The sequence below is a fragment of the Mycobacterium parmense genome, assembly GCF_010730575.1.
Lineage (GTDB): Bacteria > Actinomycetota > Actinomycetes > Mycobacteriales > Mycobacteriaceae > Mycobacterium > Mycobacterium parmense.
The window spans coordinates 5416260-5440441 of the sequence record NZ_AP022614.1; the positions used below are offsets into that span (position 1 = coordinate 5416260).

Annotated in this window: 21 protein-coding genes; 13 read left to right on the top strand and 8 right to left on the bottom strand. The window is 67.0% G+C overall.

What is annotated here, in order from left to right; translation table 11 throughout:
• Window positions 1–2: 2 nt before the first annotated feature.
• Window positions 3–284 (top strand): cytochrome C oxidase subunit IV family protein, encoded by a 282-nt coding sequence (locus tag G6N48_RS25145; RefSeq protein WP_085270231.1) that lies wholly within the window; start codon window positions 3–5, stop codon window positions 282–284.
• Window positions 285–405: 121 nt separating this feature from the next.
• Window positions 406–1566: an NDMA-dependent alcohol dehydrogenase gene (locus G6N48_RS25150; RefSeq protein WP_264050747.1), complete on the top strand. Its 1161-nt coding sequence runs from the start codon at window positions 406–408 to the stop codon at window positions 1564–1566.
• A gap of 12 nt (window positions 1567–1578) precedes the next feature.
• Here the strand turns inward: G6N48_RS25150 and G6N48_RS25155 are convergent, their stop codons facing one another.
• Genes G6N48_RS25155 through G6N48_RS25175 form a run of 5 tightly spaced genes read right to left on the bottom strand, consistent with a single transcriptional unit; the run spans window position 1579 to window position 7835 of the window.
• A complete protein-coding gene (locus G6N48_RS25155; protein ID WP_179969910.1) occupies window positions 1579–3048 on the bottom strand; it encodes an AMP-binding protein in 1470 nt (489 codons plus the stop codon).
• The gene (locus tag G6N48_RS25160) at window positions 3045–3827 is read right to left on the bottom strand and encodes an SDR family NAD(P)-dependent oxidoreductase (RefSeq protein WP_085270234.1); all 783 of its coding nucleotides are present in this window, start codon (window positions 3825–3827) and stop codon (window positions 3045–3047) included. Before G6N48_RS25160 ends, G6N48_RS25155 begins: the two co-directional genes overlap by 4 nt.
• On the bottom strand, window positions 3820–5439 hold the full coding sequence (locus G6N48_RS25165; protein WP_085270290.1) for an AMP-binding protein: 1620 nt from the start codon (window positions 5437–5439) through the stop codon (window positions 3820–3822). The genes G6N48_RS25160 and G6N48_RS25165 overlap by 8 nt, the downstream gene beginning before the upstream one ends.
• Before the next feature lie 21 nt (window positions 5440–5460).
• Window positions 5461–6201 carry a GntR family transcriptional regulator gene (locus G6N48_RS25170; RefSeq protein ID WP_085270235.1) on the bottom strand — a complete coding sequence of 247 codons (741 nt, stop codon included), beginning with the start codon at window positions 6199–6201 and terminating at the stop codon, window positions 5461–5463.
• A complete protein-coding gene (locus tag G6N48_RS25175) occupies window positions 6201–7835 on the bottom strand; it encodes a Vgb family protein (RefSeq protein ID WP_085270236.1) in 1635 nt (544 codons plus the stop codon). Before G6N48_RS25175 ends, G6N48_RS25170 begins: the two co-directional genes overlap by 1 nt.
• 216 nt (window positions 7836–8051) lie before the next feature.
• Between G6N48_RS25175 and G6N48_RS25180 the strand changes: the two genes are divergently transcribed.
• Genes G6N48_RS25180 through G6N48_RS25210 form a run of 7 tightly spaced genes read left to right on the top strand, consistent with a single transcriptional unit; the run spans window position 8052 to window position 17471 of the window.
• The gene (locus G6N48_RS25180) at window positions 8052–8915 is read left to right on the top strand and encodes an SDR family NAD(P)-dependent oxidoreductase (protein WP_085270237.1); all 864 of its coding nucleotides are present in this window, start codon (window positions 8052–8054) and stop codon (window positions 8913–8915) included.
• The gene (locus G6N48_RS25185) at window positions 8915–10315 is read left to right on the top strand and encodes an aromatic ring-hydroxylating oxygenase subunit alpha (RefSeq protein ID WP_085270238.1); all 1401 of its coding nucleotides are present in this window, start codon (window positions 8915–8917) and stop codon (window positions 10313–10315) included. The genes G6N48_RS25180 and G6N48_RS25185 overlap by 1 nt, the downstream gene beginning before the upstream one ends.
• Entirely contained in the window at window positions 10312–12183 is a 1872-nt protein-coding gene (locus G6N48_RS25190; protein WP_085270239.1) for a flavin-containing monooxygenase, read from the top strand. Before G6N48_RS25185 ends, G6N48_RS25190 begins: the two co-directional genes overlap by 4 nt.
• Window positions 12180–13130: an SDR family NAD(P)-dependent oxidoreductase gene (locus G6N48_RS25195; RefSeq protein WP_085270240.1), complete on the top strand. Its 951-nt coding sequence runs from the start codon at window positions 12180–12182 to the stop codon at window positions 13128–13130. The genes G6N48_RS25190 and G6N48_RS25195 overlap by 4 nt, the downstream gene beginning before the upstream one ends.
• A gap of 13 nt (window positions 13131–13143) precedes the next feature.
• A complete protein-coding gene (locus G6N48_RS25200; RefSeq protein ID WP_085270291.1) occupies window positions 13144–14337 on the top strand; it encodes a CaiB/BaiF CoA transferase family protein in 1194 nt (397 codons plus the stop codon).
• A gap of 2 nt (window positions 14338–14339) precedes the next feature.
• Window positions 14340–16010 (top strand): thiamine pyrophosphate-binding protein, encoded by a 1671-nt coding sequence (locus G6N48_RS25205; RefSeq protein WP_085270241.1) that lies wholly within the window; start codon window positions 14340–14342, stop codon window positions 16008–16010.
• A 24-nt stretch (window positions 16011–16034) separates the two neighbouring features.
• On the top strand, window positions 16035–17471 hold the full coding sequence (locus G6N48_RS25210) for an aldehyde dehydrogenase family protein (protein ID WP_085270242.1): 1437 nt from the start codon (window positions 16035–16037) through the stop codon (window positions 17469–17471).
• 40 nt (window positions 17472–17511) lie between these two features.
• Here G6N48_RS25210 and G6N48_RS25215 read toward each other — a convergent pair whose 3' ends face one another.
• Window positions 17512–18807 carry a cytochrome P450 gene (locus G6N48_RS25215; RefSeq protein WP_085270243.1) on the bottom strand — a complete coding sequence of 432 codons (1296 nt, stop codon included), beginning with the start codon at window positions 18805–18807 and terminating at the stop codon, window positions 17512–17514.
• Between the two features lie 193 nt (window positions 18808–19000).
• Here G6N48_RS25215 and G6N48_RS25220 point away from each other — a divergent pair, with 193 nt between their 5' ends.
• Window positions 19001–19714: a TetR/AcrR family transcriptional regulator gene (locus tag G6N48_RS25220; RefSeq protein WP_085270244.1), complete on the top strand. Its 714-nt coding sequence runs from the start codon at window positions 19001–19003 to the stop codon at window positions 19712–19714.
• Here G6N48_RS25220 and G6N48_RS25225 read toward each other — a convergent pair.
• Together G6N48_RS25225 and G6N48_RS25230 are read right to left on the bottom strand one after the other, a co-directional pair.
• Window positions 19630–20055 (bottom strand): hypothetical protein, encoded by a 426-nt coding sequence (locus G6N48_RS25225; protein ID WP_232066699.1) that lies wholly within the window; start codon window positions 20053–20055, stop codon window positions 19630–19632. The genes G6N48_RS25220 and G6N48_RS25225 overlap by 85 nt on opposite strands.
• The gene (locus G6N48_RS25230) at window positions 20052–20807 is read right to left on the bottom strand and encodes an enoyl-CoA hydratase/isomerase family protein (protein WP_085270245.1); all 756 of its coding nucleotides are present in this window, start codon (window positions 20805–20807) and stop codon (window positions 20052–20054) included. Before G6N48_RS25230 ends, G6N48_RS25225 begins: the two co-directional genes overlap by 4 nt.
• Before the next feature lie 110 nt (window positions 20808–20917).
• Here G6N48_RS25230 and G6N48_RS25235 point away from each other — a divergent pair, with 110 nt between their 5' ends.
• The 3 genes from G6N48_RS25235 (at window position 20918) to G6N48_RS25245 (ending at window position 24113) form a co-directional block, all read left to right on the top strand.
• Window positions 20918–21340, top strand: a complete 423-nt coding sequence (locus G6N48_RS25235; protein ID WP_085270246.1) for a lipoprotein LpqH — start codon at window positions 20918–20920, stop codon at window positions 21338–21340.
• A gap of 83 nt (window positions 21341–21423) precedes the next feature.
• Complete coding sequence (locus G6N48_RS25240; RefSeq protein WP_085270247.1) at window positions 21424–22614, top strand: amidohydrolase family protein; 1191 nt, start codon at window positions 21424–21426, stop codon at window positions 22612–22614.
• Window positions 22615–22646: 32 nt separating this feature from the next.
• Complete coding sequence (locus G6N48_RS25245) at window positions 22647–24113, top strand: FadD3 family acyl-CoA ligase (protein WP_085270293.1); 1467 nt, start codon at window positions 22647–22649, stop codon at window positions 24111–24113.
• Window positions 24114–24182: the final 69 nt, after the last annotated feature.

Below are 24182 nucleotides of genomic sequence, written 5' to 3' on the forward strand. Positions count from 1 at the left end.
GGATGAAGTTCAACAAGCGCCTCATGCTCGTTTGGGTGGTCCTCGCGTCGTTGACGCTCGGCTACCTGTGGATCGACCACACCGCCAACGGGTCGATGCGATCCGGCGCGGTGATCACCTCGAGCGTCATCGTGATCGCACTGGTCAAGGTGCGCATCATCTTCCGCGAGTTCATGGAGGTACGAAATGCCCCGGTGCTGCTGTGCCGACTGACCGATGCCTGGGTCCTGCTCGTCGGGGCGAGCCTGCTGGGCGCCTACTTCGTCGGCATGCAGTTGCGCTAGTGGTCGTTGCGGGGTTGCGTCGGCCCACAGCGGACCGGTGACGCTCTAGCATGAGCCAAGGAGTTGTCCCGGGCGGTGTCTTGCGCCGAAGGGGCCTCGTCGCAGCGTCAAGGAGGTCGCAATGAAATGTCGTGCCGCTGTGATCCGCGGGGTTGGCATGGACTGGGAGATCCGTGAGGTTGCCCTTGATCCGCCCCGCAACGGCGAAGTACTGGTGCGGATGGCCGTCGCCGGCATCTGCCACTCCGACGACCACCTGACTACAGGCGACGTGCTGCCGACCCCCGAGGTGCGGGCCGCGACAGGCATTCCCGAGCCGGACTGGTTCCCGATGCTCGGCGGTCACGAGGGTGCCGGCGTGGTCGAGGAAGTCGGGCCGGGCGTGACGACGGTGCAGCCGGGCGACCATGTGGCCATGTCGTTCATTCCAGCATGCGGCAATTGCCGGTTTTGCGTGAACGGCCAGAGCTACATCTGCGACGCCGGCGCGAGCCTGTTCTCCCGGGAGATGCCCACCGACGGAACGTGCCGAAGGCACCTCGGCGACGAAAACCTGATGGCTTACGGACAACTCGGCACCTTCGCCGAGTATGCGGTGCTGACGGAAAGGTCGGTCATCAAGATCGATGACGCAGTCCCATTCCACGCCGCCTCGCTCGTATCGTGCGGCGTCAGCACCGGCTGGGGCTCCGCGACGGTGTCGGCCGGCACCGAACCCGGCGACACCGTAGTGGTCATCGGCACCGGCGGCGTCGGGATGAACGCCCTGCAAGGCGCGCGTGCGGCCGGCGCCAAATATGTTGTCGCAGTGGATCCCGTCGAGTCCAAGCGGGATTCGGCCAAGATCTTCGGCGCGACGCATACCGCCGCTTCTGCCGTGGAGGCGGTGCCCCTTGTGGGGGACATCACCGCCGGCGTGATGGCCGACCGTGTCGTCCTGACCCCCGGCGTTTTGCACGTGGACTTGATTCCGTTGGGAATGAGGCTGCTTCGCAAGGGCGGGACGTGCGTGGTCACCGGCATCACCCCATACACCGAAGCGTTGGTCCCGCTGGTCGTTCAGGAGATGGTGCTGTCGGCCAAACAACTCAAGGGAGCGCTCTACGGTGGGATGAATCCGCGTAACAGCGTGCCGATGCTGTTGTCGCTGTATCAGGCGGGCGCGTTGAAACTCGACGAGTTGGTCACCCGCCACTACCGGCTCGACCAGATCAACGAGGCGTTCGAGGATCTGCGCGAGGGCCGCAACATTCGCGGCGTCATCGATTTCGCCGGCATTTGACGGCCGGACCGATCATGCCAGCAGTGCGCGCAGCTCGCGCCTGAGCACCTTGCCGTAGCTGTTCTTCGGCAATTCGTCGATGAATTCGTAGCGCTTGGGGCGCTTGAAGCGGGCGATGCGCTGCAGAAGATAAGCATCCAACTCGGCCGGGTCGGCCGTGCCGACGATGAACGCGACGACGATCTCGCCCCATTCGGGGTCCGGGGACCCCACCACGCATGCCTCGGTCACACCGGCGTGCTCGAGCAAGACCTCCTCGACCTCGCGCGGGTAGATGTTGCTCCCGCCGCTGATGACGACGTCCTTCGACCGGTCCCGCAGCGTGAGATAGCCGCGCGCGTCGAACGATCCCAGGTCGCCGGTGTAGAGCCAGCCGTCTTTGAGCGCGGCCCGGGTCGCGTCCGGATTCTGCCAGTAGCCGGACATGACGGCGTCACCGCGACAGACGATTTCGCCGATCTCACCGAGACAAGCGGGGCTGCCGTCCACGCCCAGCACGGCAACCTCCATCCCCGACCGCGCGTAGCCGACCGATCCCAGGATTGCGTCATCGTCGGATTCGTAGTCTGCGCGGCGCAATCCTGTGATGGTCATCGGCGACTCCCCCTGCCCGTAGATCTGCGCGAAGATCTGGCCGAAGGCCTTCATCGCTTTGCGCAGGCTTTCGACGTACATCGGGCCGCCGCCGTAGACGATCGTGTTCAGATTGGCCGGCCGGTTCCGCCCCGTCGCGACCAGCCGCTGCACCATCGTCGGGGCCAAAAACGCGCTGCTGGCCGGATGCTGCTCGCACAGGTCCAGGAACTCATCGGGGTCGAAGCCGCCCGAGCGGGGCACCACCTGGCGGGCCGCCCGCAGCACGTACGGCAGGATGTACAGGCCCGAGCCGTGCGACATGGGTGCGGCATGCACGAGGCTGCAGTCCTCGTCGGGCGCGTCGATGTCGGCGAGGTGCGCGACCGTCATCGCCGTGAGGTTGCGGTGCGACAGCATCGCGCCCTTGGACCGGCCGGTGGTCCCGCTGGTGTAGAACAGCCACGCCAACGCCGAGGGGTCTGTTCGCGCCGGCGCCGACGGAGCCGTGTCGAAACGGCTTGCGTAGCCCTCCGATCCGATGACCACCGTTCGTGGTGCGGCGGCCGATCCGAGACCGGCGCCGATTGCCGCCGAGGTGAACACGCACGCCGCGCCCGCGTCGTCGAGGATCTGCGCCATCTCGCGCGGATGCAGTTTGTAGTTGATCGGCACGACGACGCACCCGGCGGCCCAGATCGCGAACATCAACTCGATGATCTCGGGGCGGTTGTGAGTCGCGATCGCGATACGCGCGCCGGGGTCGTGGTCTCGCCGTATCGAAGCGGCCAGAGACAACGCCCGGGTGCGCAACTCGGACCACGTGCACAACAGGTTGTTCCCGTGGTAGAGGGCGCCGCGATCGGGGAACCGGCACGCGGCCTGATCGAGTGTCGCGAAGAGATTCATCTCGCGATCCACTGCGAGGTCAACGCGAACTCCGACAGATATTTCGTGGAACTCCAGCCGCCGTCGACGACGATGGTCTGCCCGTTGATGAAGCTCGCGCCCGGCGAGCACAAAAATGCGACGGTGCCGGCGATGTCGTCGATGGTGCCCAGCCGCTGGTGCGGCGTCATCTCGACGTTCATCTTGCGGAATCGCTCGTCCTCCAGGCGTTTCTCGACCATCGGCGTCACGGTCACCCCGGGTGCGACGGCGTTGCAGCGGATACCCGAGGCCCCGTACTCGCAGGCGATGTGCGTGGTCAGCGCGGTCAGGCCGCCTTTGGCGGCGGAGTAGGCACCCCCGCGCAGGCCGCCGACCACCGCGAAAGTCGATGTGACGTTGATGATCGCCGAACCCGGTGCCATGTGCGGCAGCACGTCGCGCGCAAGCCGGAAAGGCGCCCGCAGCATCAATCCCAGGAAATGGTCGAGTGTTTCGTCGTCCGTCTCGTGGAGCGGCTTGGGGCTGCCCATTCCCGCGTTGTTGATCAGGAAGTCGACGTGCCCCCATCGTTCGACGGCCAGGTCCACGATGCGCCGCGGAGCGTCGTGACGTGTCAGGTCGACGGCCAGCGTCGCGACCCGTGCCGGATCGGCGATCGCCGTTGCCAACTCGGCGAGCCGGTTTTCGTCCCGTCCCGTGCCGACGACCGCCATACCCATTTCGGCCAGTTTCACCGCGCAGCCGAAGCCGATGCCGCTGCTCGCTCCGGTGACGATTGCGACCTGCATTTCACCCATCCACCTTTGTCCGCGCCTGTGTCCCGGCCCGCGTCAACGCCGCTCGGATCTGTTGCTTGAGGACCTTGCCCGCGTCGTTCCTGGGTAGCGCGTCCCAGATGACGACCTGTTCGGGCGCTTTGAATTTCGCGACTCCCCTGCTCTGAAGGAGTGCCAGCAGGTCGGCGACGTCCGGTGGCCGGTCGCCCGCGGGCACGATCACGGCGCAGGCCCGCTCACCGGTGCGGTCGTCGGGCAACCCGACGACCGCGATTTCCGCGACGGCGGGGTGGTCGGCCAGCAGGTCCTCGACCTCTTTGGCCGAGATGTTCTCGCCGTTGCGGATGATGACGTCCTTGGCCCGCCCGGTGACGACGAGGTACCGGTCATCGATCCAGCGCCCCAGGTCACCGGTGCGGAAAAACCCTGCGGCATCGAAGGAGTCGTCTTCGGGATGGCGGTAGCCGAGCAACATCTGTGGACCGCGCACACAGATCTCCCTATCGCCTGCGGGCGCGGCGTCGTGCGCGACGAGCTTGATCTCGGCGATGCCGGGCCGTCCGTCCGTGTCCGCGGCGGGGGCGGTCTCGTGCGGGCCGGGGGCTCCGACGGTCGCGACGGGGACCTCCGTGCAGCCGTACACCCGGGTGATGACGGCGCGGTCGAAATACTGCGCCGCTCGGCGAATCAGCTGCGGCGGTACGGCGGCGCCGCCGCAGACGAACATCTTCAGGTCGGGCAGGCGGGTGCCGGCGGTCTGGGCGGCGGACAAGAGCTGCTGCAGAAAAGGCGTCGCCCCGGCCATGTGGGTGCATCGTTGGGAGCTCATCAGCACAACCGCCTCCGACGGATCCCACCGGTCCATCAATACGGCGGTCGTGCCCAGCAGCAGCGGGCATTCGAACGCGTAGATCGAGCCGCCGATGTGGGCGATCGGCGACGGCACCAGGAACGTGTCGCCCGGGTCGATCATCCAGTGGTCGCGCAGCTGGCAGATCAGTGCGTGTATCGAATTATGGGTGTGCAGGACGCCTTTGGGGCGGCTGGTGGTACCGGATGTGTAGAGGATCATCCGCACGGAATCGGGGTTGAGCGCGGGCAGGGGTGCGTCGTGCGGTGACCGCCCCAGCAGGGCGGAGTAGGGGATATGGGAGCCGCCGTCGCCGCGAACCACGACCACCTGCGGTGCCGGGTTCATCGCGGCCGTAACGCGGTCGAGCATCGCCGCGTAGTCGTGGCCGCCGTGCCGCTGCGGGATGAAGAGCATTGCGGCCCCGACATCCTCGAGGATGAAGCGCAGGTCGTGGTCGCGCAGCGACGGCAGGATCGGGTTCACCACCATCCCGGCCAGCGTCGCGGCCAGATAGACGACGGCGGCCTCGTGCCAGTTGGGCAGCATGAACGACACAACGCTGCCGGCCGGGACGCGCGCCAGCAGGGCCACCGCCATCTCGCTTGCCCGCGCGTAGAGCGCGGCACAGTCCAACCGAACGTCCCTGTCCACCAGGACCGTTCGTCGGGGCGTTGCCTCGGCGGCCGTGCGCAGCGAATCGGCCAGCGTGGTGTGCACCCACAGCCCGCGTCGGTAGGCCTCCGACGCAAGTGCCGCGTCCCGCGGGGCCGGTAGCGTCACCACGACCTCATTTCGGTCGGCCTATTCATCCACACGACGCATGGTCATCGCGTACCGAAACCTCGATGATAGGTGGGTGTTGATGGTCACCTGGGCCACCTCCCCGTCGGACGTCGTGTAGATGCGCCGCATCTGGAGTGCGGCGGCTCCGGGCTGGGCGCCGAGCCCGTCGGCGAGCTCCGGCGACAGCAGGACGGCGGCGATCTCCTGGTGCAGCTGGGCGATGCTCACGCCGAACAGGTCCTCGATCAATGGGAAGATGGGGCCGGCGTGGCGCTGCAGCAGCCGGCCTACGGCCGCGAAGCTTCGGCTGATGTAGTACTCGGTCCGGCAGATCGGCACCGACGTGCCGTCGGCCCGCCGGTAGCCGCGCACCGACAGCCACTGCGTGCCGACCTCGAGCCCGGTCGCGGTGGCGAGGTCGTCGTCGATGGTCACCATCGCGTTGGATTCGATGGTCAGCTGCGCGCCGGCCGCGAATGCAAGGAGATCGTCGATCGACATCGCGTCCTGCGCATAAGAGCTCGTCGCCGGCCGCGGAACGACGCGGGTGCCCGCCCGCGGCCGGGAGGCGACCAGGTTGTCCTCGCGGAGCCGGCGCAGCGCTTCGCGGACGGTGTAGCGGCTCACCGCAAAGCGCTCGCACAGCTGATGCTCCGTCGGCAGCTGCGACCCCACCGGATACACGCCGTCGACGATCTCCTTGCGCAGGGTGCGCGCGATCTGCAGGTAACGGTGGTCTCCCGCGATGGCCTGGGACATCAGTGTCCGTCCCGGGCCGGGCGCAGTGCGAGAACGCTGCCGTCGCCGTCCGCCGAGACGTAAAGGGTGCCGTCGGCACCCGCGGTGATGCCGGCGAAGGGGCCCTGCGGTCCGGAAAACGGGGGCATTCCCCGCAGTGGCTTGGGCGTCACGCCCGGTGGCGGACCCACCGGCAGGCCGGCGGCTATCGTCCGGCGTGCGTTGGCGGCCGGGTCGAACGCGATCAGCTCCTTGTCGCCGGCATCGACGATGTAGAGCACACCGTTGCGGACCAGAATGCCCTGCGGGCGTTGCAGATCCGCAACGACGGTGTCTGTCCTCGACCCGGTCACCGAGACCACCCGTCCCGCTCCGGCCTCGGCCACCAGGCACGTCCCGTCGTCACCGAACGCGACACCGACCGGCTCACGCAGCCCGGTCGCCAGCGCCTCGACACGGCCCGACCGCAGCGACAGCACCCGCCCGGTGCCCAACTCCGCGAACACCACGCCGCCGGGACCCATCGCGACGCCATAGAGCTGGTCGAATCCGTCTGCGAGGACCTCACTTTCGTTCGACTCCGGCCGGTACCGGCTGACCTGGCCACCGGAGGTCGTGACGACGAACTCAGCGGGGCCATTCGCCGCGACCCCGCGCAGGAAGCCGGGGTAGCCCGGGCTGAACAACATCCCCGCGGTGCGCAAAGACCCGTCTGACAGGGCGACGTGGAAGTAGGTGCCGTCGGCGATGTAAAGGCGACCGTCGTGGCCCACCGCGAGGTCCAGCGGCCAGTTGAGTCCGCCCGGCAGCACCGAACGCGTGGTGCCGTCGGGCGATATCTCGGTGATCTCGCCGGTGAAGTTGGAGACGAACAGGCGGTCGCCGACGAAGGTGCAGTTGTCCAGCCCCGGCGTCAACTGGGCGAGCAGACGCCGGTCGCCGCTGCGCGGATCGATGCGCAGCACCTGTCCACTGGCCACCTGCGTCGAGACGAGGTAGCCGTGCGCATCGAACTTGACCGAGTCCGGCACTCCGAGATCGCCTGCGACACATTGCGGCTCGCCACCGTCGGGATCGATGCGCCAAATCTCGTTGGCGCCCATCACCGGGAAATACAGCAGGCCGTCGGGGCCCACCTCCATGGCGTTGGGCGAGGGCACGTTCTCGAGGAGCACCCTTGGCGGTCCGCCCGCCAGGTCGAACTCCAGCAGTCGCCCGCCCTCGCGGCACTCGCCGATGAACAGCCGGCCCTGGTGGAAGGTGATGCCGTTGGCCGACGGGACGTCGTCGCGCAACACTCGCACGCGACCACGCCTGTCGCGCACGCTGACCCGGCCGTCCATGACCTCGGTCGCGTACAGGTTTCCGCCCGCGTCGAACGCGACGTCGTCGGGCGCGACGATGTCGCCACCCCGGGGACTGGCGGTCACCAGTTCGCCGGTGCGGTGATCCAGTGCGCTGATCTGGCTGCCCGTCACCTGGGCGATGTAGATGCGACCGTCCGGGCCGGTGCGCAACCCGTTGGCGCCGAAGAGGCGACTGGGCGCGGTGACCCGCTCGAGCTCCCAGCCCTCGGCGACTTCGACCGGGTGCGCCTCGGGGTTGGAGGGACCGTACCGCGATGGCTGCATTGCCATGACCCTTGACACGGACATGCTCGCCGGGGTCCTCCCATCGGCCGTTTGGACTGGACGTTATCAAGCCCCGCTAGTCCAGACAATAGCCGGGAACTGCATCCCGTTTCGGCCTTGACAGCCAAGTCGACCGATCGGAATAGTGTTCTCCAAAGGGCAGAATGGAATATTTTGTCCGGACAAAATCGTGTTTGTGCCCGTCGCGGGCGGTATCGTCGCGGCAGGGGAAAGCGGGTCATGGACGGTCGCGACGACTACGGGCAGCTTCTGGGGCTCGACGGCCGCATCGTGGTCGTCGCCGGCGCCGGCGGGGGCGGCATCGGCACGACCGTCACCGCCTTGACCGCCCGGGCCGGGGCCACGGTGATCGCGGTCAGCCGCTCGAAGGAGAATCTCGACGAGCACGTCGGCCCGCTCGCCGAGCAGGGGCTGGCCGTGCTGCCCGTCGCGGCCGACGCGTCGACCGACGAGGGCGTCGCGGCGGTGCTCGACCACGTGCGCAGGGCCGACGGGGATTTGTACGGTCTGGTCAACGTGGCCGGCGGTGCCGAGCCGTCGACCTGGATGCCGTCGACCCGGGTGACGCGCGGCGACTGGCGCAAAATCTTCGCCGACAACCTCGAGACGGCGTTCTTCATGAGCCAGGCCGTGGCGGCCGAACTCGTCGCGCGGGGGCGGCGGGGATCGATCGTGTCGATCTCCTCGATCAGCGGCATGAACACCGCCCCGTTCCACATCGCCTACGGGACGGCCAAGGCCGCGATCACCGCGATGACCCGCACGATGGCCCTCGAGCTGGCGCTGTCGGGGATCCGGGTCAATGCCGTGGCGCCCGGTGTCACCGAGACGGCGGCCTCGCGCACCTATGTCGACGAGGACCCCGACCGGGACCGGCGGGCGATCGCGATGGGCCGGCGCGGACGTCCCGAGGAGCAGGCCGGCGCCATCCTCTTTTTGCTCTCGGAGATGTCGAGCTACATCACCGGTCAAACGCTGCTCGTCGACGGCGGACTGGACCTCAAGTGGAGCCATCTCGACGCCGACAACACGTCGCTTTTCCTCAAAGACGAATCCTTCCGCGCAGCCATCAGGAGGATGTGATGACCGACCTGGCTAAAGACGTGAGTTCGGAAGCGGCTGAGGAGCTTTCGCGGCCGATGACGATCGGCGTCGAGGCATACGTCTCCGGGGAATATGCCCGCGCGGAGCGCGACAAGCTGTGGCGCAAGGTCTGGCAGCAGGTCGGACGCGTCGAGGAGCTGCCCGAGGTGGGCAGCTACCTGACCTACGACATCCTCGACGATTCGATCATCGTGGTGCGCACCGGCACGGCGGAGTTTCACGCCCACCACAACGTCTGCATGCACCGTGGCCGCCGGCTGATCGACACCCCCGAGGGCGCCAAGAACGCCTGCGGCCGCGTGCGGAAGTCCTTCGTCTGCGGCTTCCACGGCTGGACCTACGGCCTTGACGGGGCGTGCACCCACATCCGCGAACAACAGGACTGGCAGGAAGCGCTCACTCCCGACAACACCCACCTGGGCCCGGTGCGGGTCGACACCTGGGGCGGCTGGCTGTGGATCAACATGGACCCCGACTGCGAGCCGCTGGCCGACTTCCTGTTTCCGGCCGCGAAGGTACTCGACCCGTTCGGGTGTGAGAACATGCGCTACAAATGGCGCAAGTGGCTGTCGTTCGACTGCAACTGGAAGGTCGCCCTGGAGGCCTTCAACGAGACCTACCACGTCTATACCACGCATCCAGAGTTCAATAAGTTCGGCGAATTCAAAGGATGGGCGAAAGCCCAAGGCAAGCACAGCCATATCGGCTACGACGCACCGGAGGACATGGAGGCCACCAAGTCCAAGATCCGCCTCGGCATCGGCGCCGATCCCCGCGTCTCGACCGCCCAGATGCAGGTGTACACGATGGAGGAGACCAACGCCACAACCACCCAGACGCTGGTGAACGCGGCCAAGCGACTGGTCGACGAACTGCCCGAGGGGACACCGGCCGACAAGGTTCTCGAGCATTGGCTGGCGTCGGCGCGCCGCGACGACGAGGCCCGCGGGGTGATCTGGCCGACGATCCCCGCCGACATCCTTGGGCAGGCCGGCACCGCATGGCAGATCTTCCCGAACTTCCAGATCGGCCAGGGTCTGACCAGCGCGCTGTGCTACGGCGCGCGCCCGCACCCCAGCTACAACCCCGACAAGTGCATCTTCGAGGTGTCGGTCTTCGAGCTGTACCCGAAAGGCCAAGAGCCGCAAACGGAGTGGGAGTACACGCCCGTCGGTGACCCGAGGTGGCGGTCGGTGCTCCCGCAGGACTTCTCCAACATGGCCGCCGTGCAGCAGGGCATGAAGTCCCTGGGATTCCCGGGCACCAAGCCCAATCCGTACCGCGAGCGTAGCACCGTCAACCTGCACTACCAATTGTCGAGATACATGGGTGCCGGTGCACCCCAAGAACTTTCAGGCGAGGAGCACCCACGGGCATGACCCCTGACACGAGAGATGGCCGGGACGGTTGCGGGCCTACCGAGACGCCCGGCGACATCGACATCGACGCGCTGCGCGAGAAGTACGCCCACGAGCGCGAGAAGCGGTTGCGCAAGGAAGGCTCCAAGCAGTACATCGAGCTGCAGGACGACTTCGCCGGCTACTACGAAGTCGACCCCTACACCCCGGTGACGCCGCGCGAGCCGATCTGCGAGGACATCGACGTCGCGGTTCTGGGCGGCGGTTTCGGGGGCCTGCTCTCGGCGGCCTATCTGAAGAAGGCGGGCGTCGACGACGTGCGAATCGTCGAGCTCGGCGGCGATTTCGGCGGCGTCTGGTACTGGAACCGATACCCGGGCATCCAGTGTGACAACGAATCCTACTGCTACATACCGCTTCTCGAAGAGCTGGATTTCATGCCGTCGAAGAAGTTCGCCGACGGCGCGGAGATCTACCAGCACTGCCGCAACATCGGCAAACATTTCGGCCTCTACGATTCGGCGATCTTGTCCACCCAGGTGCGGGATCTGCGCTGGGACTCCGAGATCAAGCGCTGGCGGGTCGGCACCAACCGCGACGACGACATCCGCGCCCGGTTCGTGGTGCTGGCCTCCGGCCCCTTCCATCGGCCGAAGCTGCCCGGCATCCCGGGAATCAAGGACTTCAAGGGACACGCCTTCCACTCGTCGCGGTGGGATTACGACTACACGGGCGGTGACACGAGCGGCAATCTGCACAAGCTCGCGGACAAGAAGGTCGCGGTCATCGGCACCGGCGCCACCGCGATCCAGATCGTCCCGTCCCTGGCCCGAGATGCCCAGCACCTCTACGTCTTCCAGCGCACCCCCTCGACCGTCGACGCGCGTAACAACGCGCCCACCGACCCGGACTGGGTGAAGTCGCTGCGACCGGGCTGGCAGCGGGAGCGGCAGCGCAACTTCCACTCGTGGACGTTCGAGGGCATGGCGCTGGGGCAGCCGGATCTGGTGTGCGACTTCTGGACCGAGCTCGGTCGCAACACCGCGGCGCGGGTGCTGGCCCTCGACGACCCGGCGTCGATGACCCCCGAGCAGTTCATGGCCCTCCGCGAGGAAGAGGACTACAAGCTGATGGAGCGGCTGCGCCGCCGCATCGACGCGATCGTCGAGGACCCCCAGACCGCCGAGGCGCTGAAACCCTACTACCGGTTCCTGTGCAAGCGGCCGCTGTCCAACGACGATTACCTGCCGATGTTCAACCGGCCCAACGTCACCCTGGTCGACGTCTCCGATTCCAAAGGCGTGGAACGCATCACCGAAAAGGGCCTGGTCGCGGGCGGCACCGAATACGAGGTGGACTGCATCATCTATGCCAGTGGCTTCGAGATCACCACCGAGATCAGCCGCCGGTATTCGATCGAGGCGATCGAGGGGCGCGACGGGGTGTCGCTTTTCGACTATTGGCGCGACGGCTACAAGACGCTGCACGGCATGACCAGCCGCGGCTTCCCGAACCAGTTCTACACCGGTTTCACCCAGGTGGGCATCTCCGCGAACATCGCCACCAACTACGAGCTACAGGGCGAGCACATCGCCTACGTCATCGCCGAGGCGTTGAAACGCGGCGCGACCACGGTGGAGCCCAGCCAAGCGGCGCAGGACCGGTGGTGCGCGACCATCCGGGAGACCGCGATCGACAACTCGGCGTTCGACGCCCAGTGCACGCCCGGCTACTACAACAACGAAGGCGGCGGCGGGGGTGCCGCGGAAGGGGAAGGCATCCGGTCGCACCTGGGTGAACCGTACGGTCCCGGCTTCTACGCGTTCGAGGAACTGCTGCGGGCGTGGCGGGACAAGGGGGATCTGGAAGGTTTGGTGCTCGGCACTTGAGCGAAACCTTCGCGCCGCAACTGCGCTTCGACGGGCGCGTTGCCGTGGTGACCGGAGCCGGCCGTGGGCTGGGCCGCGCTTATGCACAGCTGCTCGCCTCACGCGGGGCGAAGGTCGTCGTCAACGACGCCGGCGGTGGCCTCGACGGCACCGGCGTCGATTCCGGTCCCGCCGAGCAGGTGGTCGCTGAGATCACCGCGGCGGGCGGACAGGCCGTCGCGTGCAGCGCGTCGGTGGCGACCCGCGAGGGCGGCCAGGCGATCGTCGGCGCCGCGCTCGAGTGCTACGGCCGCATCGACGTCCTGGTGCACAACGCCGGCAACGTCCGACGCGGCTCGCTGAAGGAGATGAGTTACGAGGACTTCGAGGCCGTGCTCGACGTGCATTTGCGCGGCGCATTCAACGTGTTGCGACCCGCCTTCCCGGTCATGTGCCAGGCGGGGTACGGCCGCATCGTGCTGACGTCGTCGATCGGCGGGCTGTACGGGAACCACAACGTGGCCAACTACGCGGCCGCCAAGGCCGGGGTGGTCGGGTTGGCCAATGTCGCGGCGCTCGAAGGCGCGGCCGAGGGCGTGCGCTGCAACGTGATCGTTCCGGCCGCGGTGACGCGCATGGCCGAGGGCATCGACACCTCGGCCTACCCGCCGATGGGCTCGGAACTCGTTGCGCCCGTGGTGGGCTGGCTCGCCCACGAATCCTGCTCGGTGACCGGCGAGCTGTTCATCGCGCTGGCGGGCCGCGTCGCGCGGGCCGTCGTCGCGGAAAGTCCCGGGGTCTGCCGCGCGTCGTGGACGATCGAGGACGTCGGCAGTCACCTCGACGCGATCCGGTACGTCGAGGCCCCGCTGATCTTCCCCGTCGTGCCCGACGGCCACGCCCAACACATCCGCTACAGCTTCGAATTGGCGCAGCGCTGCGGCGACCAAGGGGCGCTGCATGGCTGACCGGGTGGGCCCCATGGCCGGTGTGCGCGTAGTCGACCTCACCGCGATGGTGATGGGACCGTACTGCACCCAGATCATGGCCGACATGGGCGCCGACGTGATCAAAGTCGAACCACCGCAGGGGGACGACACCCGGTTCATCTCGGTGGGGCCCGCACCGGGCATGAGCGGGGTGTTCGTCAACGTCAACCGGGGCAAGCGCAGCGTCGTGCTGGACCTGCGCAGCGACGCCGGAACCCGCGCGCTGCGCGCGCTGGTGCAGACCGCCGACGTGTTCATCCACTCGATGCGCGCCAGGGCGATCGCCAAGCTCGGCTTCGCCTACCACGACGTCGCCTCGCTGAATCCCGCGATCGTCTACACGAATTGCTACGGGTACGGGCGCCGCGGGCCCGACCGTGACCGCCCCGCCTACGACGACACGATTCAGGCCGAATGCGGATTGCCGGCGGTGCAACAGCAATTGACCGGTGAGGCCGACTACGTCGGGACCATCATGGCCGACAAGATCGCCGGGCTGACCGCGCTCTACGCGACGACCATGGCGTTGTTCCACCGCGAACGCACCGGAGAGGGGCAGGAAGTCGAGGTGGCCATGTTCGAGACGATGGCCTCGTTCATGCTCGTCGAACATGCCAACGGCGCCATGTTCGACCCGCCGCTGGGGCCGGCGGTGTATCCCCGCACCGTCGCGCCCAACCGGCGCCCCTACCGCACCAGCGACGGCTACATCGCCGCGCTGATCTACAACGACAAGCACTGGAACGCATTCGTGAAGGCCGTGCAGCCACCCTGGGCCGGCGCGGCGTATTCCACGCTGGAACAACGCGCGCGACAGATCGACACTGTCTACGGGCTGCTGGCCGAGACCATGAGGGAGCGGTCCACCGCGGACTGGTTGGCGCTGCTCCGAGACCTCGAGATACCGGCCGCGCCTCTCAACACGCCGGGCGCGCTGTTCGACGACCCGCATCTGGCCGCCGTCGGCATGTTCGAGACGGTGGACACCCCGCACGGGCCGGTGCGCTTTCCCGGCGTACCCACCTGGTTCTCGCAGACACCGGGCCGCGTCGCCGGGCCCGCGCCCGAGCTGGGCGCACATACCGAGGAGGTGCTCGCCGAAATCGGTGCGAGCCCCGACAGCAGCAACCCAATTACGCGGCCGGGGCGCGGTCTTGCGTCGGCCCGTGAGGGAAAGGAACACTGACCATGGCCGTGCCGGTTTACAAACGCATCCTCGACCTGTTCGAGGCCGAGGGGGTCAACACCCTGTTCGGTATCCCGGACCCGAACTTCGTGCACATGTTCGCCGAGGCCGACGCGCGCGGATGGTCGGTGGTGGCGCCGCATCACGAGTTGAGCGCGGGCTTCATGGCCGAGGCGGCGTCGCGGATGACGGGCAATCCCGGCCTGTGCATCGGCACGCTGGGTCCCGGCATGGCCAACATCGCCGGGGCGATTCAGTGCGCAAAGGTGGAGAACTCGCCGGTGATCTTCCTCGGCGGCCAGCGGGCCCGCATCACCGAGCGCAGGGTCCGGCGTGGGCGCATCCAATTTGTACGCCAGGAGCCGCTTTTCGCGCCTTCGGTGAAGTACAGCGCGTCCATCGAATACCCTGACCAGACCGATGAAATCGTTCACGAAGCGATCCGCCGCGCGATGTCCGGCACCCCCGGGCCGGCCTACATCGAGTACCCGTCGCACGTCATCCTCTCCGAGCTCAACCAGACGGCGGGTGAGCGCGAGGTGGCCGAGGCGGTGAAGCTGATCCGTGCGGCCCGGAGCCCGATCCTGCTGGTGGGGCACGGGGTTCACACGTCGCGCACCGGTGCGGCGGTGAGGGAACTGGCCGACCTCATGGCCTGCCCGGTGATCCAGACCTCCGGCGGCACCTCGTTCATCCCGGGACTGCAGGAGCGCACCTTCCCCTATTTGTTCTCCCCGGCGGCCAACGAGGCGGTCGAGGAATCCGACCTGTGCGTCGCGTTGGGCACCGAACTCGGTGAACCCATGCACTATGGCCGCACGCAGCACTGGGCCGGTAACGATGCGAACCGCAAATGGGTGTACGTGGAGCAGGACCCGGCCGCCATCGGCGTCAACCGCCCGTTCGACGTGGCGCTGGTCGGCGATCTGCGCGGTGTCGTGCCGCAGCTGGTCTGCGCGCTCAGGGATTCGCCCCGAAAGCCCCCACCCGCGCTGCAGGCCCTGATCGAAAAGGACGCGAAAGAGCTTGCCGACCTGGCACAATCGGCACCGTCTGGGCGCTCGCCGATCCACCCGGCGCGCTACATCGTCGAGGCCACCAAGGCATTCAACGAACTCGAGGACGGCATCATGGTGCGCGACGGCGGTGCGACCGTGATCTTCGGGTGGACCTACTCGCAGTCCAAGCCGCGCGACGTCATCTGGAACCAGAACTTCGGTCACCTGGGGACGGGATTGCCCTACGCGATCGGCGCCTCGGTCGCGGAGGGCGGCAAACGGCCGGTGATGCTGCTGACCAGTGACTCGGCGTTCCTGTTTCATATCGCTGAATTGGAAACCGCCGCGCGGCAACATCTTCCGCTGGTTTGCGTGGTGGGCGTCGACCACCAGTGGGGCCTCGAGGTCGGTGTCTACAAGCGCACCTTCCCCCAGCCGTCGCCGCAGCCCGGTGTGCATTGGAGCAAGGATGTCCGGATGGACAAGGTAGCCGAGGGTTTCGGTTGCCACGGTGAGTACGTCGAGAAGGAAGAGGAGATCGGCCCGGCGATCGCTCGCGCCTACGCCAGCGGCAAGGTCGGTGTGGTGCACGTGTGCATCGATCCCAAGGCCAACTCCGAGGAGATGCCCAAGTACGACCGGTTCCGCACCTGGTATGCCGAAGGCACCCAGTAAGCCACCGAGAAAGGGATCGACGTCATGCGCGAACACCTGAAGTTCTACATCGACGGACACTGGGTGGACCCGCTGCGGCCCAATCCTTTTGACGTGGAGAACCCGGTGACCGAGGAGGTATCCGGGAAGATCTCGCTCGGGTCCGCGGCGGACGTCGACGTGGCGGTGCAAGCCGCCCGGCGTGCTTTCGCCAATTGGTCGCAGAGCACCCGCGAGCAGCGCCTGGACCTGCTGCAGGCCATCCTCGCCGAGTACCAGAAGCGTTCCGAAGATCTCGCCGAGGCGGTCACCGAGGAGATCGGCGCGCCGCCGTCGCTGGCCGCGGGGCCGCAGGTGTTCCTCGGGATCGCCCACCTGACCACGGCCATCGACGTGCTGAAGAACTTCGCGTTCTCCGAGCAACACGGGGCGACGCTGATCGCCAAGGAGCCGATCGGTGTGTGCGGATTGATCACGCCCTGGAACTGGCCGATCAACCAGGTTGCGGTCAAGGTCTACCCCGCGCTGGCCACCGGCTGCACCGTCATCCTCAAACCGTCGGAGGTGGCGCCGTATTCGCCGTACATCTTCGCCGAGATCCTCGACGCCGCGGGCGTGCCCGCGGGGGTGTTCAACCTCGTCAACGGCGACGGGCCCGGTGTGGGCGTCGCCCTGGCGAGCCATCCCGACATCGACATGGTGTCCTTCACCGGCTCGACGCGCGCCGGTGTCGAGGTGGCCAGGAACGCCGCCCTGACCGTGAAGCGGGTGACGCAGGAACTCGGCGGCAAAAGCCCCAACATCGTCCTCGACGACGGCGGCTTCGCCCAGGGCGTCAGCGCCGGCGTGGCCAATATGATGCCCAACTCCGGGCAGAGCTGTAACGCGCCGTCGCGCATGCTGGTCCCGAATTCCCGCATGGACGAAGCGATTACCATCGCGCGGGAGGCGGCCGAGCGGATCGCCGTGGGAAGTCCAGACGATGCGACGGCCATCGGCCCGGTCGCGTCGAGGGCACAGTTCGACAAGGTTCAGCGCCTGATCCAGAAGGGCATCGACGAGGGCGCCACCGTGGTCGCGGGGGGCCCGGGCCGGCCGTCGGGGCTGGACAAGGGGTACTACGTCAGGCCGACCGTCTTCGCCCACGTCACCAACGACATGGCGATCGCGCGCGAGGAGATCTTCGGGCCGGTGCTGTGCATCCTCGGCTACGACGACCTCGACCATGCCGTCGAGATCGCCAATGACACCGAATACGGCCTCGCGGGCTTCGTCTCGGGAGCCGATCTGGACAAGGCACGCGAGGTGGCCCGCAGGATCCGCGCGGGATGGGTGACGATCAATCACGCATTCGACCTGAACGCGCCGTTCGGCGGTTACAAACGCAGCGGCAACGGCCGGGAGTGGAGCGAGTTCGGGTTCCACGAATACCTGGAAGTCAAGAGCGTCCTGGGCTACGCACCCGAGCTGGCTCCGCGATAAGCGGAGCCGACGCTGGGGCCGACGAGACTCGGAACGAAAATCAGCCCACCGGCACGACCGCGTCGGCGGTCGTGAAGGTCAGGTGCAGTTCGCTCAGGCCGCGCAGGATGTAGGTCGGCTCGTAGTTGTAGCGGCGCTCGGCGCTGGGCCCATGGTGGGCTTCGTCGATCTCGATGTGCGACATGCGATCCAGGATCCGCTCGATCGAGACGCGGCCCTCGACCCGTGCGAGCGGTCCGCCGGGGCACGAGTGGACACCGCGGGCAAACGCCATGTGCTCGCGGACATTTCGCCGGCGCAGGTCGAACTCGTGCGGGTTGTCGAAGCGGCGCGGGTCGCGGTTGGCCGCTCCGGGAAGCACCATCACCACGGTGCCCGGGGCGATGTCGACCCCGCCGACGCGGGTGGCCCTGCGGGCCAGCCGGCAGTCGCTCTTGACGGGGCTCTCCATGCGCAGCGACTCCTCGATGAATCCCGGAATCAGGCTGCGGTCCGCGCGCAGCTGCTGCTGGATCTCGGGACGGTCGCCGAGCGCCTGCAGCGCGGCGCTGAGCAGCTTGGCGGTGGTCTCCTGCCCGGCCGCGAAGAGGAACGTGGCCGAGCGGACCACCTCGATCACCTCGGGGGTCGAGCCGTCCGGGTACTTCGCCGTGGCCAGCGACGTCAGGACGTCGTTGCGGGGTGTGTTGCGCCGGTCCTCGATGTAGGAACAGAACTTCTCGTCGAGCCACTCCAGCGGGTTGAGGCCGACCGATTCGTGATCCAGGGCGCCCACCCGCGCCTCGGGGCGATCGGCGCCCAGGGCGACGCGGAACTCCTTGTGGTCGTCCTCGGGGACGCCGAGCAGGTCGGCGATCACCAACGTGGCGAAGGGCTTCGAGTATTCGGCGATGAACTCGCACTGACCGTTGTGCAGGAACTCGTCGAGCTGGCGGTCGGCGAGGCGCCACATGAATTCTTCGTTCTGCTTGAGCCTGCTCGGGGTCAGCAGCCTGCTCAGCACCGAGCGGGCCCGGGTGTGATCCGGCGGGTCCATGGTGACCATGTGCTCGAACATCGGGAAGGAACTGCGGTGCTGGTCGATCAGCGCGCTGATGTCGTCGCCTTCGGGCTGGAAGGGCAGCGGCGGGAACGGGCCGCCGAGCGCGACGATGTTGGAGAAGGTGTCGGGGTCCTTGTAGATCTCGGTGGCCTCGTCGTAGCCGGTGACCGCCACGACCCCATAGTGCGGCAGCGGCAGCACCGGGTTTTGGCTGCGCAGGTAGTCGAAGTAGGGATGCGGATCCGGAACCAGGGACGGGTCGGTGAAGAAATCGATCGAGTCGTAGTTGGTCATCGGGGTGCGTCTCCCTGAGCTGGGTTTTACCGTGGTCTTCGGCGGCAGGCGGCACCGCCGCCCGGTTCCGAGAGTCGAAATATGCTGAGCACCTGCTTAGCATGGCGGTAATGTCAGGGTCAAGGTCGCAACGCCGCGCCACGATACGATCCGTGTGGTCGGCACGCGATCGCACACGGTACGGAGCAAAGACATGACATCGTCCTCTTCCGGAGCCCGCAGGATCGGGGCGCCGGACGCGAAGAACCGTGGTCTGTTGCTCGATGCCGCCGAGCAGCTGATGCTCGAAGAGGGCTATGCCGCGGTGACGTCGCGGCGCCTGGCAAGCAAGGCGGGGCTGAAACCTCAACTCGTGCACTACTACTTCCGCACGATGGAAGAGCTGTTCCTCGAGGTCTTCCGCCGCCGCGCCGAAGAAGCGCTCGAAGTGCACGCGCGGCTGCTGCAGTCGGCGCAGCCGCTGTGGGCGCTGTGGCGGTTCGGCACCGACCCCGCCTTCACCCGGATCTCGATGGAATTCATGGCGCTGGCGAATCACCGCAAGGAGATGCGGGCCGAAATCGCTCGCTACGCCGAGCGTTTGCGCGAAGAAGAGCGCGAGGCGGTGGCCGGCGCGCTCCGGCGCTACGGCGCGGAGAATCCGGACGTGCCGCCCGTGGTCTGGACTGTGCTGATGACGAGCCTGTCGCGATTCCTGGTGCTCGAGCAGGCGATCGGCATGTCGGGCGGCCACGCCGAGACCGTGGAGTTGGTCGAGAATTACCTGCGCCGGCTGGAGGGCGAGCCGCAACCCATCACGGGAATACCGGACACCTGGGTCGTTCACCAATTCCGCAGCGAGCAAAGCACGCCCTTGGGGCCATCCTTGGTCACGACGACGACTCCGTCCACCGCCAGAACGCAGTGAAGCCCAGGGGTGCCGGGCTCGGTGCCCGTGCTCGCCACGACCATCGCGTAATCGTCGGGATCCGTCATGTCCAGGTCGAAGGTCCACGGCCTGCCCGGGGCGATATCGACGTCGACGTGCGGCGTGAAGGAGTACGGGTTGTGACTGTAATCGGAGAACTGCGCCGGCTGGTGATCGAGGTAGTAGATGTCGGTGTAGATCGGCTTCTCGGAAGTGACGGCGTACTTGACGTGATGCACCACCGGGTCGTCGGCGTGGGCCCGACCGGCGCTCACGGCTGAGCCCGCGCACACCAACAGCAGGGCCGAGCCGGCAGCCAACAACCTGTCCACGCCTGTCATGTCGCTCCTCCGGCTTTCGTGCCCGGTTTGGCGGTGCGGTTCATCACCCGCTCTGCGGCCTGCCAGTGGGCGTCGGCAACCCACAGCCGCGCAAAGGATGCTATCGCTTCGTCAGGCGAAACGCCGCTGATTACGCGCTTTATCTCGTTCGCCGGGTGACGGGCCAGCGATCGCGCGATCGACGGCCAGCCGGCGTCGGGTGAGTCGAACACCGAGCGCGGCAGCACCCGATCCACCAGGCCGATGCGTTCGGCCTCGGCCGCGCTGAGCGCGCAGCCGGTCCCCGCCAGCAGCAGCGCTCTGCTCTTTCCGACGAGCGCGGCGAGCCTTTCGGCGCCGCCCCAGGCCGGCATGATCTCCAGCTCCACCTGATTGAAGGCGATCTTGATGTCGTCGGCGGCCACCCGGATGTCGGCGGCGACCGCGAATTCGGCGCCACCGCCGAACGCATGCCCGTTCAGCGCGGCGATCACCGGGGCCGGAAAGCCGGCGACCTGATCGCAGATCGAGCGCATTCGCCTTGCCATCGCCGCGGCGTCCTCGTGGGTCCGCAGTGCGCTCAGCTCCTTGAGGTCGCCGCCCGATACGAAGGCCCGGTCACCCGCGCCCCTGATGACCAACGCATTGGCGCCGACGGCGGCATCGAGCGCCTTCTCCAGCTGAGCCATGGTGTCCAGCGAGATGGCGTTGCGGGCGTGCGGACGATCGATGGTCAGGACTGCCAACCCGTCGTCGATCTCCAGATCCACCATGCGCCGTGAGCTCCTCGAACGAGAACGCTGATATTGGCATTCTCTTTCCGGGAGAATAACATCGTCGCTGCAGGCCCAGAACTCTCGTCAGTGTGGATGGAGGCGGCGCTGTGTGGAACCGGTTCCCGGCGGTGGCCGCTGCGGCGCTCTTGGCCACCGTCCTCGGTGCGTGCACGTCGAAGCCGCCCTCGCAGCTCTCCAGCACGGCGTCGGTGTCCGTCGACGGACACGACGCGAAGATGAACATCGTCCGGTGCACGCAACAGGAGTGGACGCGGACGATCTACGTCGGCGGCGAGTTCGCCGGGGCCAAGATCGTGATCGACGAGGGCTCGGAGCCTCTGGTCACCGAATCGGTCCGCATCCATAACCTCGGCGGATTCACGGGCTTGTATTCCAAGGACGACGGCGGCAACGCCGACATGAGCCTGTCCGGAGACAAATTCACCATCACCGGCACCGCCCACGGCTACAAGACCGACAAGCCAGGGGAGCCGGCCAGCGCCGCGTTCAAGATCATCGCTGTGTGCTGACCGCTCTCGAAGCGTCGAGCGGGCACGTTGCGGTTTGGCTCTCGTAGAGAATACAATTCTCGCAAATCAAGAAGGAGGATTTCATGGGGCAGTTGTCGCATCGGGAAGACGTCCCGTTTCCGATCTTTGACGCGGACAACCATCTTTACGAGCCGCCGGAGGCGCTGACCAAGTTCCTGCCCAAGGCGTACAAGGACTACGTCCAGTACGTGCAGATCAACGGGCGCACCAAGATCGCGATCCGCGGGCACATCAGCAACTACATTCCCAACCCGACGTTCGAGGTCGTCGCCCGGCCGGGTGCCTGGGAGGAATACTTCAAGTTCGGCAACCCGGACGGCAAATCCAAGCGCGAGCTGTTCGGTGAGCCGATGCGCGCGATCCCGGCGTTCTTCGAGCCCGGCCCGCGCCTGGAGAAGATGAACGAGCTGGGCCTGGACCGCACCCTGATGTTCCCGACGTTGGCCAGCCTGCTCGAGGAGCGGTTGCGCGACGACCCGGTTGCCATCCACGTCTTGGTCCATGCGCTGAACGAGTGGCTCGATGACGTCTGGGGCTTCAACTACGAGAACCGCATCTTCACCACCCCGGTGATTACCCTGCCGATCGTCGAGAAGGCGATCGAGGAGCTGGAGTGGGTGGTCAAGCGCGGCGCGCGCTGCATCTTGATCCGTCCGGCGCCGGTGCCCGGCTTCCGGGGCCCGCGGTCGTTCGCGCTGCCCGAGTTCGACCCGTTCTGGGAACGGGTCGTCGAGTACGACCTTCTGGTCGGCATGCACTCCAGCGACAGCGGTTACTCCCGGTACACGTCCGAGTGGGACGGTGCCGAACAGGAGATGCTGCCGTTCCAGACCAATGCGATGGGCATCCTCAACGAGTGGCGGCCGATCCAGGACGCGGTGGGCTCCTGGGTGATCCACGGTGCGCTCTACCGCCACCCGAAGCTGAAGGTCGCGATCGTCGAGGCCGGTTCGAAGTGGATGACCCCGCTGCTCGACGGCCTGGCCGAGGTCTTCCGGAAGGCTCCGGAGGCTTTCCCGAGTGACCCCGTCGAGATGGTCAAGAACCGGATCCACGTCAGCCCGTTCTTCGAGGACGGCATCGACGATCTGGTCAACCTCGTCGGTGTGGATCAGGTCTTGTACGGCTCGGACTGGCCGCATCCGGAGGGGTTGGCGGAGCCCACCTTCTACGTCAACGCGTTGTCGCACCTGTCGGTCGACGACCAGGCGAAGATCATGGGCGGCAACCTCGGTCGACTCGTCACGGTGTAACGCCCGCTGAACACCCACCCCGGGCGGTGACGATGCAGCGCGCGCAGCGCGGTGAGAAGGAACCGGCCAGTCAGATATGGCAGACCATCCCCGAGATGGTCTTGAGCGCGGCGGACCGCTTCGGCGACGCGGAAGCTGTTGTCGATGGTCCGCTGCGCTTGACCTTCACTGAAGTTGTCGATCGGATCCGTTGCGCCGCGGGCGCGTTCGTGGATCTCGGCGTGTCCAAAGGGGAGCGGGTCGCGATCTGGGCGCCCAACTCGGCCGAATGGATCATCGCGGCATTCGGTCTGCTCACCGCGGGCGGTGTGCTGGTGCCCGTCAACACCCGCTTCAAGGCGGAGGAGGCGGGCGACATCATCGCACGCAGCGGCGCGAAAGCTGTCCTGGTCCAGAAGGGATTCCTGGGCCAGGACTACCCCGCGCCCGCAGGGATCCCGGTGATCGATCTGGGTTCTGACTTTCTTTCCGGCGGCTCCCCGTTCGAGGCAACGATGAGCGGCACCGACATCTCGGACATCATCTTCACCTCGGGCACAACCGGCCGGCCCAAGGGCGCGATGATGAACCACCGCCAGACGCTGAAGATGTATCAGGAGTGGGCGACTCTGGCGGATCTGCGTGAGGGCGACCGCTACCTGCAGATCAACCCGTATTTTCATACGTTCGGATTGAAGGCCGGCCTCGTCACCTCGTTCCTGCGGGGCGCGACGATGCTGCCCGTCGCGGTGTTCGACGTCGGGGCGGTTGTGGATCTCATTGCACGCGAACGCATCACGATGCTTCCCGGGCCGCCGACTCTGTACCATTCGTTGCTCACGGTCGGTGACAAGTCCAAGCTGTCTACCCTGCGGGCGGGTGTGACGGGCGCCGCCGACATCCCGGTCGAACTGGTCCGCCGCATCCACGGCGAGCTACCGTTTGAGACGTTGATGACCGGTTACGGGCTTACCGAGGCCGGCAACGTGACATTGTCGCGGCCCGGTGACTCCTTCGAGGACGTCGCCACCACTGCGGGCCTGCCCTGCGAGGACGTCGAGGTGCGCATCGCCGGGGACGGCGAGGTTCTGGTGCGCGGATACGGCGTGATGCAGGGCTATCTCGACGACCCGGTCGCCACGGCCGAAACGATCGACGCGGACGGCTGGCTGCACACCGGAGACCTGGGCAACCTGGACGAGTCCGGGCGACTTCGCGTGGTCGGACGCAAGAAGGACATGTTCATCGTCGGCGGGTTCAACGCCTACCCGGCCGAGATCGAGGGCTTCCTGATGAAGCACCCGGCGGTGGCGCAGGCCGCGGTGATCGGCGTTGCGGACGAGCGGCTGGGGCAGGTGGGCAAGGCGTTCGTGGTCAGGAAGAACGGGATCAGCGCCGACGAGCTGATCGGTTGGTGCCGTGAGCACATGGCCGGATTCAAGGTGCCACGGTCGGTGCAGTTCCTCGAGGAGCTGCCGTTGAACGCCACCGGCAAAGTGGTCAAAGACTTGCTGCGATAGGGGTGTCCGCCGGCTCACCCCCGACAGGACAAACGCTGGTGCCCGCCATCCCGTCGGCATCGGCGCCGG